Annotated in this window: 7 protein-coding genes; 3 read left to right on the top strand and 4 right to left on the bottom strand. The window is 67.1% G+C overall.

From position 1 onward, the window contains the following. Nucleotides 1–56: 56 nt before the first annotated feature. Nucleotides 57–479, bottom strand: a complete 423-nt coding sequence (locus tag KU893_RS22125; protein WP_218236919.1) for a hypothetical protein — start codon at nt 477–479, stop codon at nt 57–59. A 70-nt stretch (nt 480–549) separates the two neighbouring features. Continuing rightward, the gene (locus KU893_RS22120; RefSeq protein ID WP_218236917.1) at nt 550–1,734 is read right to left on the bottom strand and encodes an AlbA family DNA-binding domain-containing protein; all 1,185 of its coding nucleotides are present in this window, start codon (nt 1,732–1,734) and stop codon (nt 550–552) included. Between the two features lie 348 nt (nt 1,735–2,082). On the opposite strand from KU893_RS22120, the gene KU893_RS22115 reads away from it, so the two are divergent. Both KU893_RS22115 and KU893_RS22110 read left to right on the top strand, forming a co-directional pair. Then, a complete protein-coding gene (locus KU893_RS22115) occupies nt 2,083–2,895 on the top strand; it encodes a hypothetical protein (RefSeq protein ID WP_218236915.1) in 813 nt (270 codons plus the stop codon). 146 nt (nt 2,896–3,041) lie between these two features. Beyond that, nucleotides 3,042–3,944: a DNA-processing protein DprA gene (locus tag KU893_RS22110; protein ID WP_218236913.1), complete on the top strand. Its 903-nt coding sequence runs from the start codon at nt 3,042–3,044 to the stop codon at nt 3,942–3,944. Nucleotides 3,945–4,807: 863 nt separating this feature from the next. On the opposite strand, the gene KU893_RS22100 is transcribed toward KU893_RS22110, so the two are convergent. Together KU893_RS22100 and KU893_RS22095 are read right to left on the bottom strand one after the other, a co-directional pair. Then, nucleotides 4,808–5,911 (bottom strand): S1 family peptidase, encoded by a 1,104-nt coding sequence (locus tag KU893_RS22100; RefSeq protein WP_218236908.1) that lies wholly within the window; start codon nt 5,909–5,911, stop codon nt 4,808–4,810. A 502-nt stretch (nt 5,912–6,413) separates the two neighbouring features. Further along, entirely contained in the window at nt 6,414–8,240 is a 1,827-nt protein-coding gene (locus tag KU893_RS22095; protein ID WP_218236906.1) for a sigma-54-dependent Fis family transcriptional regulator, read from the bottom strand. A 216-nt stretch (nt 8,241–8,456) separates the two neighbouring features. On the opposite strand from KU893_RS22095, the gene KU893_RS22090 reads away from it, so the two are divergent. Then, entirely contained in the window at nt 8,457–10,370 is a 1,914-nt protein-coding gene (locus KU893_RS22090; RefSeq protein WP_218236904.1) for a hydantoinase/oxoprolinase family protein, read from the top strand. The last annotated feature ends 18 nt before the right edge of the window (nt 10,371–10,388 follow it).

Raw genomic sequence — 10,388 nt, 5'->3', positions numbered from 1 at the left:
CGTGACGAACTGGAAGCAGGCCCTGGGCCAGCTCGCGATCGCCTATCCCGACCGCATCAACCCCTACCTGTAAGCAAGAAACCAACCACGAGGGACCGATCGCTTACACAGGAATCTTGACAAGCTCCCTCGTTGATCTTGGCCCAAGCCGCCATCTGGCCAGAAACCCACTCGACCAGCACCACGACGCTCTTCTCCAGATGGTGGAGCTTCTCCATGGTCTGGTGTCGTGGGCACCAGGCCAGCACAACTCCGCCGTCCTCGATGTACCCGCTTCGCTCGCTCACGATGGTCTGCTTGGCAAGCTCGGGGTGGTGCGTGGCTCCGCTCTTCTGGACTGATAGGACCGTCAGCTGGGTGCGGTGCTGCCGAGCCACCGCCAGGCCGAGCTGCTTGCCCAGCGGCAGCGTGTCCTTGTCCTTGAGCCGCGGTACGTATATGTACTGGTGCTTGAGGGCTTCTTGCAGACGGTCGGACATGGCGGTGCCTCCTTGGTTCACTGACGAGGCTAGATTGAGCCTCCGACAGTTTCCGTCGGCGCCGGCGGGATCAGTCGTCGTCGAGGAGGGCACGGAAATGGTTCGTCGTGCTCTCCGGGTCGTCCACCTCGTGATCGAAGTCCGCCTGAAGTGCCGCCCGTAGGTCCGGCAGGTCGGGGCCGGTGTACACGGGGTCCTTGAGGAACTCTTGTACCTCCTCGATCACCGCCGCCCACCACTTCTGTGTTCCGCGGGAGTGCCGCTGCTCTCCGCGGTCCCGAAGCAGACCTTGCCAGACGTCCAGCTCCCAGCTGTTGCGGGCGGGCTCTACCGACACGTCGCCTGCCAGCAGATTGTGAAGCTCGTCGGCGAGCTTGTTGGCCCGTGCCGATGTGCGCTGGTGGGTATCGACGGTGAAGTTCCACCACACCTTCCGGCGGAGTTGCACCACGCGATACACCAGGTTCTGGTGAGACTCGTCGTCGAGATCGTCCACGACCTCCTGGAGCTCTCTGACCAGCCGCTGGACGTGTTCGACCTCGTAGGTGGCGGTGTCGGCCGCGGCGTTGGCCGAGTCGGCTGCTGAAGCGGCAGAGTGCGCGGCCTCCGCGGCCTCTTCTGCAGTTGCCGTCATGCGCGCGATCGGTTCGGCGATGTTCTTCTCGATGCCCTCGGCGATCTGGTCGACCTGGCCGCCGATTGCTCCGATGGCGGACTGCAGCTCCGTTGTGGTCTGCCGGAAGCGAGCTGCGAAGCTGCCGGCCTCGCGGTCGAGGTAGATGCTCAATAGCTCGTCGTCGGTGAGCGCCCGAGTGGAACGTCCCTGTCTGGTCTGGCGCCGGCCCTCGTCATCGAAATGCGGTGCCATGCTCGGGCGGATCTCCACTCGGAGGAACGGCGTAGCTTGTTCGACGCCTTCCTCGATGAGGCGGACGTCGACGGGGATCGGCCGGGTCTTGCTCGCCATGTCCTGGATACGTGCGACCGCCTTGTCGAGGCCCTTCGATAGTCCAAACGGCACTCCATAGACGAGCCCGGTCTCCTTGTCCTCGGCTTCATCGACACCCACCAGAAGGTGAGCGGCCTCGCGAGTCGGGTCGAGCGACACCCAGTTCGCCAGCGCAGCCAGCAGCTTCGGCGTGACAACCTCAACGTCTCGCTTGAACTCATACCGATCTGATTCGCCGAGCGCGAGGATGCGCTGAGCCGCTTGGCTGACCGTCGCGTACCTCGACGGCTCCGGCTTCTTCGTCATGGGAGGAGTTCTAGCAGGGGAGTCCGGCACTTACGGGTCGCTGCCACGCTCCGTTCTGTGAGGAGCTCGACCCGTTCGTAATGTCACTCGGTGCCGGTGACACCTGCTGGTGCAGCAGCGGCGATGGGCGCCGTTCGCTAGCACCGCACGGGTGGCTGGTAGCTAGCCTGCGGTCGATCTGTACGAGGGCGTGTCGATCGGCCTCGTGCGGACGACTCGTGCGGACGAGAGGTGCAGCGGGTCAGCGGTCGCAACCTGCGCGGAGAGACCCACGTTGCAGCCACCGATTCTCAGGAAACCGCTCCGGCAGCGGCCCGAGGCCATTAGCCTCTCGGGAGGGAGGACCACGTGAGCTACCGAGGCTTCTTCAAACCTCGATTGGACGAGCCAGAGACGACCACGGCATGGCTCGCCTGGATGGAAGACCAGGACGACCTGCTTCTCCCCGTCGCTCCCCGTCATGAACGCTCATGCACTCTGTGCTTCGGTGCCAGCGGGTACCTAGATGCAGAATCGTCCCAAACCTGGCCGCGGTGTTATCACTGCCATCGCTATGGCGACGCCGTCGATGCGCTCATTCCGGTGACATACAGCGTGGACGCGGGGCTCGAGTCCATACTGCACCGGTACAAGGACTTCGTCGGATACAAGTGGCTGAGGAAGCCGTTGTCCTCACTGCTGCACCAGTTCGTCCAAGCGCACGACGAATGCATTGACAGCCTCGCTGGACGAGGTCGCTTCGACGTCGCCACCATCGTCCCCTCGAACGGCACCCGTAGCTTCAATCATCTCGAGCGCCTTCTCAAGGGGGTCGTCTCCGGCGATCCGATCTTGGCGCGTTGGGCTTGGGACCTCGACTTCCTCTCCCGAGACGCTTCAACCACCCGTCCAGCTCGAGGACAACTCAAGCCTGAGGCGTACCTTGTCGACCCCTTCGTTGTCGAAGGCTCGTCAGTCCTCCTGCTCGATGACACTTGGACGTCCGGGTCCTCTGCTGCCAGCTCGGCTCAAGCGCTGAAAGACGCCGGTGCCAACGACGTCACCGTGATGACGCTCGGACGACAGCTAAACGTCGCGGGCGGCTTCGGAAGCTCGGAAGAGATTTACGAAGATGCTCAGAGAGACGTGTGGGACCTACGCGACTGCGTCGTGTGCGCATGACGCAGACATCGAGCGGCTCGTCAGCTCGTCGCGGTAAGTCGACCGCAAGACGACTATCGAGTGTCGGAGGTGCCGCCTACGCTCGGACGACACGGCCAACGCGCTGCCTTGGCTCGAGTGCGAAGGAGGTTGAGTAGCCTGTGGCTGTGGAGCAGAGCACGCTTGACGAGCACACGGCGCTGATTGTGCTGCTGCGTACCCGTCCTGCGGGGCTGAAGTGGCCAGAGATCGTCGCTCAAGTTCTAGAGCAAGGCAGCGCAGTTGCAGTTCGAGACAGTCTGATCGGCGCAGAACTGTTGCCGTCGGCCGACTCGATCACGGCACGGGAGGACCTTAGAGCTTGGGCTGTCTCCGACAACAGGTTCGTGTCGATCCTCGATGAGCACTATCCCTCCCGGCTACGCGGAATTCACGAGGCGCCGCCCTTTGTCTTCATGCGCGGGACCCCTGCCGCAGGCGACGTCGGGGTGTCTGTCGTCGGCTCGCGGAATGCCTCCGCCCGAGGCATCGAGATGGCCCGAGCCATCGCCCAGACCCTGGTCTCGATGGACGTCTCGGTCATTTCCGGTCTCGCCGCAGGGATCGACACAGCCGCTCACACGGCCTGCCTCGAGGCAGGCGGACGGCCCGTCGGCGTGATCGGTACTGGCATCAACCTCCAGTACCCGGCGGCCAATCGCGAGTTGCACCGCAGGGTCGCGGAAGCAGGCTTGCTGTTGTCCCAGTTCTGGCCGGATCAGCCGCCGCAAAAGCACACGTTCCCGATGCGCAACGCGACGATGTCGGGCTATGGCATCGCGACCTTGGTAGTCGAGGCCGGTGAGCATAGCGGTGCCCGGATTCAAGCACGGGTCGCAGTCCAACACGGCCGGCCGGTGATCCTGACCGACTCGGTCATCGAGAACAACGTTTGGGCGCGAGAGCTCGTAGGCCAGCCCGGGGTGCACCCGGCCGCTTCCATCGCCGAGGTGAAGGACATCGTCGGCTCGCTGGTTGAGGAGCCAAGCCGGGTCAGCAGCGCTCTCGATAGCCTCGTCAGCGCGATCTGAGTCTAGATGGTCGCGACCAGCCCGGGATTGACCCAGGTCAAGACCTTTCTTACGCAGCACGGCGCCGGGTTTATGGTCAACACTCAGTACGTGCAGGGCAGCTCTTGTCCTCGGTGCATGGGCATCCCTAAGCCCGGCTTTCAAAGTTGCTACCCGTGCGAGTTCGAGTATCCAGGCGTGGCCTCCGACCGCGTCGGCATTCTTGCTTACGGCGTCTCCGGCCATCAGTCGGGCGCGGTCATGCGCGCCTATAAGGCCAGTAACCCAGGTACGACCGCGGTCGAGACTGTCCAGTTCATGCTCGCCTACGCGCTAGTTGGCCACCAGGCTTGCCTGGCCGACCCTATTCACGGCGCTCCTACGCTTTGGGCCACCGTTCCGTCAGTCCCCGTTCGCACCGGCATCCACCCGCTACATGTGCTCGCCCATCGGGTGCTGGGCTCTAGGATGCCGATGGCCGGACTCAGCGCTGCACCCACGCTTTCAGGTCCGGCTCGAAGCTTCACCCCCGGAAACTATGTCGCCTCTGGGGTCGCCGGGCACCACGTCCTGCTAGTCGAGGACACCTGGACCACGGGAGCTCACGTGGAGTCGGCAGCGGCAGCCCTCAAGTATGCCGGCGCCAAATCCGTGACGACACTTGTGGTGGCACGATGGATGGACCCAAACAGGCCTAACACCTGGCCGTTCCTGGTCGCGAACGCACAAAGCCCGTACGACCCCGATATCTGTCCGATAACCGGTGCCCACTGCTAAATGAGGAAAGTGCTGGTCCAGCGATGGAACGGTGTCTGCGCCCCGTCCCGACCGGAGCGAGCGAGCGCTGATCGCTCGCTCGCCGCCGCGGACCAGCCCGCGTCCGGCTATCGGGGGGATGAGCGATTCTCTCCCCGTGTGGCTCCGGGCAGGGCCGCTTCGAGCACTGCCAGTGCTCTATCGCGGGCTCGCTCGAGGGCCTGGACCTCGGATACACCGTACGTTCTAACGCGCAAGTGCGCAGCACCGCCTTTGGTGACATCGACCTCGACATCTTGCCCGAGTTCGTCGCGTGCAACGCGCGCAGCCTCCGCCTGAAGCCCGGAGTCGTCGTGCGCCCTCACTCGGAGCCAGAGCCGCTGTCCGTCATCGAAGGTCTCTACATGGGCTATTGATTGCATACCAAAGCCGTCAACCGAAGGGCGCTCCAAGAATGTGATGTCACTGTTCCAAAAGCCGTCCCAGTGGTCCTGCTGGGCCATCGGCAGCATCTTGGCCTCGGCCAGCATCTGGTAAATCGGCTCGATCGAAGTGGCCGACATGTAGCCCAGCTCCTCCGGTGCAGGGCCAGACAACACGCTGCGCCCGACCACGCCAAGGGCGATTCCGCGCTCGTCGATGGCCATGGCGCCGCTGAAGCCGCCCCGTGCCATGGTCGACAGGATCCAATGGACGTGGGGTGTGTCGTAGTAGTCGACCTGAGCGTTTACCTCCGCCCGTGCCGCGACGATGTATGGCCGCCGCGTCATCGGAATGGGCGGATACCCCATGACAATGACCTCTGACAGGACGAAGTCGCCGGCGCCGAGCCAATCGTCGAGGTGATCGCCGAGAGGGACCCAAGGCGTCTGCGGATCGCAATCCGCGACTCTAAAGGCTGCAAGATCAACATCAGGGTCAGAGTGGAAGACGACGCCCGACGCCAGCGTCATGGATCCGTTCGAGACTCTATGTGCTGGCCACTCCTCGTCTCCAGCGTGCACTGTCAGCTGACTCTCTGTCCCCTCTGGCAACCGGATGTAGACGTCCTCCGTGGATGAGACCTCTACGATCTGATGTCCGTCTACGACATGCCTGGCGGTGACAAAGACCCCTTCGCCAACGTGGGTGGCGGTTCCTATGCCATGACTGCCATCTGCCTTCTCGACCGCGATGTAAGCGACTGCCGCGCTGAATCGATCGAACAGCGTGCGAGCGTGGCCGGTGTCCACAGGAATCCTCCTCGACAGTCTTAGCCCACAGCGGCTCATTGGCGCGGTCTACGCGCAGGTCCACCACCGGAGCCGCACGCTAATCGCGTGCGGCTGCCTTGGAACAGGCTCATTATCGGCTCAATCTAGCCTGCCCCCGAGAGCACGGCCGGCTCGGCGCGACCGGCTCCGACGGGGGACGACAGGCCGGTGAAGGCCGCTCTGACCTGCTACTTTGGGGATATCGAGGTGTCGGCCGTAGGCGCGCCGGGTCGGCGCCGGACACCCCATCGGAGCCCTACGGATCAGAAGGTTTGGGGTTCGAATCCCTACAGGCGCGCAGAACACGAAAGCGCAGGTCAGCCCGCTGACCTGCGCTTTCGTTATCTCGGGGGTCGGCAACCGGGGTGCAGCATGTCTTCGTCCAGTCCGACGCCCCGGACGCGGTGGTGGGCCATGTCCGCAGCTGGCTGCGACGCCAGGTCGAGATGGCCGGCCGCCAGCCTGCCTGAGCCCAGCCGGATCAGGCGCGGATGTCGTAGGACTTGATCTTGCGGTAGAGGCTGGACCGCGCCATGCCCAGGTGGGCGGCCGCGGCGACCCGGTTGCCCTGGTGCTCGCGCAGGGCGACCACGATCGCGTCCCGCTCGGCCGTCTCGAGCGGCGTGAGGCGGTGCCGGGTCGCCGTCTGGCAGTACGCCGGCAGGTCGTCGGCCTGGATCTCGCCGACCGGACGCCGGCGCAGCGCCTGGTCGAGCGCCTCGGCGAGCTGCGCGACGTTGCGGGGCCACGAGTAGCGGGCCACGAGGCGCTGCGCCTCCGGGCTGAGCCGGACCCTGCGGTGCGGGGCGAGGGTGCGCAGCAGCGAGTCGATGATCCCGGTGAGGTCCTCGGTGCGGCAGCGCAGCGGCGGGACCGTCACGGAGACGTCGAAGTGCCGGAGCAGGGGGTGGAAGGGCAGGTCGGAGTCGAGCGCGGAGTCGGACAGCGTGGCGACGCTCCAGGCGGTGCCACCACTGTCGCGGATCCGCTCCAGGAAGGAGTCGAGCTGCTCCGCGGCGGCGGTCGAGGCGGCGTCCAGGTTGCGCACGATGTAGAGCGTGGGCCCGGCGTCGCTGGTCCCGAGCGCCTCCAGGTCCGCGGGCTCGCCCCCCACGGTGACGTCGGCGGCATCGATGGCCACGCTGTAGGCCCCGGGGAAGCCGTGGTGGAAGAGCTCGCCGACGAGGGTGAACTTGCCCGTCCCGGTCTCGCCGAGGACGACGGTGGGCTGCTGGCTGCTCAACGCGGTGCGCAGGTCCTCGCACGCCCGCAGCCACGCGGGTGAGCGCCCGGCGCTGATCTCGTCGTACGGCTTGCCGAGGTCCCCGGCGATCCGCGAGGTCGAGCTGGTGGCGATCGCCACCTGGGGCAGCACGTGCTCGACGAAGTCCCCGCTGGTGCCGGACTTCGCGGCGGCGACCACCTCGGCGATCACCACCAGCCCGGCGACCTCGGACCCCGCCAGGATCCGGGTGCCCCGCACGTGCACGATCCGGCCCGTGGGCAGTTCGAGGGTGTCGCTGGCCCGGTCCCGGCGTTCCATCATGAACGTCGCGTGGTCGCGCAGGATGCGCTGCTCCGACGGGTCGAACTGGGCCTCGGCCGCCGGGTTGGCCATGAACACCGAGTCGCCGAAGGCGAAGACGGCCTGGCGGCAGGCCTTCGCCTGGACCTGCAGGTAGGTGTCGAAGATGGCCTGCTGGGACTGGCTGCGGTCGAGCAGGAGGTTGCGGCCGATGTCCTGGGCCGCGCTCTTGGCCAGGGTGTGCATCAAGGGACTCCAGCTCTGGCTCAGCGTGGAGATGTCCAGCACGCCCTCGACCCGGCGGGTCACCGGGTCGATGATCGGTGCGCCCGTGCAGGCGAAGGCGTGCAGGTTCTCCGCGAAGTGCTCGGGGCCCACGATGCTCACCGGTTGGCCGGACTCGAGGACCGTGCCGACGCCGTTGGTGCCCATCGTCGACTCCGAGTAGCTGAAGCCGGGAGCGAAGTCGACGCGGTCGAGCAGCCGGCTGACACCGCTCGAGGTGTCGACGCGCTGCACCAGCCGGGCGCGGTGGTCGGTCACCGCGATCACCACCGGTACGTCGGCGGCGTCGATGCCGAGCTGGCGCAGCACCGGACGCGCGCAGCGCACCAGGAGCGAGCCGGTGTCGATCTCCTCGGTGAAGTGGCTGTGCGGCTGGGCGCTGTCCACCCCCGCCTGCTGACTGCGCTCCCAGGAGGCGGCGAGGATGCCGGGCACGCCGGCCGCCCCGGGGAGCCCGCTGTCGAGGAAGTCGGCGCGCGCCGCGGCGACGCGCAGCATGCGCTGTGCAGATTCCGGCACGTTCTCTCCCGACCCGGTCGACGGTCCCAACGAGTCCCAACGTGTCCATGGTGACCGTGACGGCCGCCACAGCCAAGTCCCCCCACCTGTTCGATCTTGGGACACCGGTCGGGGTTGGGACGGCGCCCAGAGTGGTCCGCGTCACACCGTCACCGAACGAGCCGCGGCCAACCGGCTCACGACCGAAGGAGCCCGATGAGCACGCTCATCAACATCGACAACGGGGGCACCCTGACCGACATCTGCGTCTGGGACGGGGCGGGATTCACCTTCACCAAGACCCTCACCACCCCGCACGACCTCTCCGAGTGCCTGTTCGCCGGCATCGAGAAGGTGTCCGCCTCCCTCTACGGCGAGGCGGACACCGAGCGGCTGCTGCACGCCACCCAGCACATCCGGTACTCGACCACCCAGGGGACCAACGCGCTGGTGGAGCGGCGCGGGCCGATGATCGGCATCCTCACCACGCTGCCCGAGCTCGAGATCGCGCTGCGCAAGACCGAGGCGGAGCAGGTGCTCTTCGACGACCTCGTCGGCGACCGCATCTTGACCCTCGACCCGGACGCCCCCGCCGAGGAGGTCGAGTTCGAGGTCGTGCAGCAGGTCAACCGGCTCACGACGCTCGGCGCGGCTCGAGTGGTCGTGGCGGGCAGCAGCCCGGAGGAGGAGCAGCGGCTGCGGACCGTGCTGCTGCGCAAGTTCCCCCGCCACCTGCTCGGCTCGATCCCGCTGATCTACAGCTGGGACCTCGCCGGTGACCGTGAGGACGCCCGCCGGGTCTGGTCCTGCATCCTCAACTCGTTCCTGCACCCGACGATGGAGCGCTTCCTCTACGGCGCGGAGCGGCGGCTGAAGGAGTACCGCGTCAGCAACCCGCTGCTGGTCTACCGCAACGACGGCGCCTCCTCCCGGGTCGCCAAGTCGGTGGCACTGAAGACCTACTCCTCGGGCCCCCGTGGCGGGCTCGAGGGCACCGCGGCCCTGGCCCGCGCCTACGGCCTGTCGCGCGTCGTGATGATGGACATCGGCGGCACGACCACGGACGTGGGGGTGGTCGAGGGCGAGCGGGTGGACGTCCAGGAGCGTGGCGCCATCAAGGGCGTGCCGATCTCCTACCCGATGAGCAACGTGCACTCGCGCGGCGTCGGGGGCTCGTCGGTGATCGCCGTCGAGGACGGGCGGATCACCGTCGGACCGCAGTCGGTCGGCGCCGCGCCCGGCCCCGCCTGCTTCGGCTTCGGCGGCAAGCAGGCCACGATCACCGACGTCAACCTCCTGCTCGGGGTGCTCGACGCCGACACCTATCTCGACGGCACCTTCCGGCTCGACGCCGCCCGGTCCCGGGCCGTGATCACCGAGTCCGTGGCCGAGCCGCTCGGGATCTCGCTGGAGGAGGCGCTGGTCCGGATGGAGCAGGCCTACTTCGAGGCCGTGTCGGCGGCCTTCGCCGACCAGGTCGACGACGACACCACGCTGGCGGCGTTCGGCGGCGCCGGCCCGATGAGCGCGACCGGCGCGGCTCGCCCCGCCGGCGTCCGCAAGGTGCTGATCCCGCGCAGCGCCGCGGTGTTCTCCGCCCTGGGCATCTCGTTCTCCGACGTCGGCAAGACCTACGAGGTGGGCATCAGCGAGCCGACCACGGCGAGCGCGACCGCGACCTACCGCGACCTGCTGGCTCGGGCCGGGCGCGACATGTTCCAGGAGGGCTACGCGCTCGCGGACTGCACGGCCGACTGGGAGCTCATCGTCGAGGACGTCGACGGCTCCCAGCTGCTCCGGGCGCCGTACGTCGAGGGAAGCCCGGCCGACCACCCGGGACACTTCGCGTCGCTGCGGTTGACCGTGACCGCACCCCTCTCGCAGCCGGACCTGGTGCCGGACGAGCCCGTCGCCCCGGCTGCCGCGCCCGTCGCCGGGACCCGCGAGGTCCGTTCGGCCGCCGACCGGGTCGACACCGTCCCGGTCCACGTCCTCGACCAGCTCTCGCCCGGCCACACCGGCGAGGGTCCGGCGATCGTCGAAGGCCCCTTCTTCACCGCGCGCGTCCTGCCCGGCTGGTCGTTCCGGGTCACCGCCGCCGGCGACCTGGTCCTCGACGACCTCAGCTGACCCCACACCCAACCCTGG

Origin of the sequence: Nocardioides daeguensis, from assembly GCF_019192965.1 — a bacterium.
GTDB classification, from domain to species: Bacteria; Actinomycetota; Actinomycetes; order Propionibacteriales; family Nocardioidaceae; genus Nocardioides; species Nocardioides daeguensis.
The sequence above is the reverse complement of the archived record's forward strand: the minus strand, read 5'-3'. Positions and strand labels throughout refer to the sequence as shown.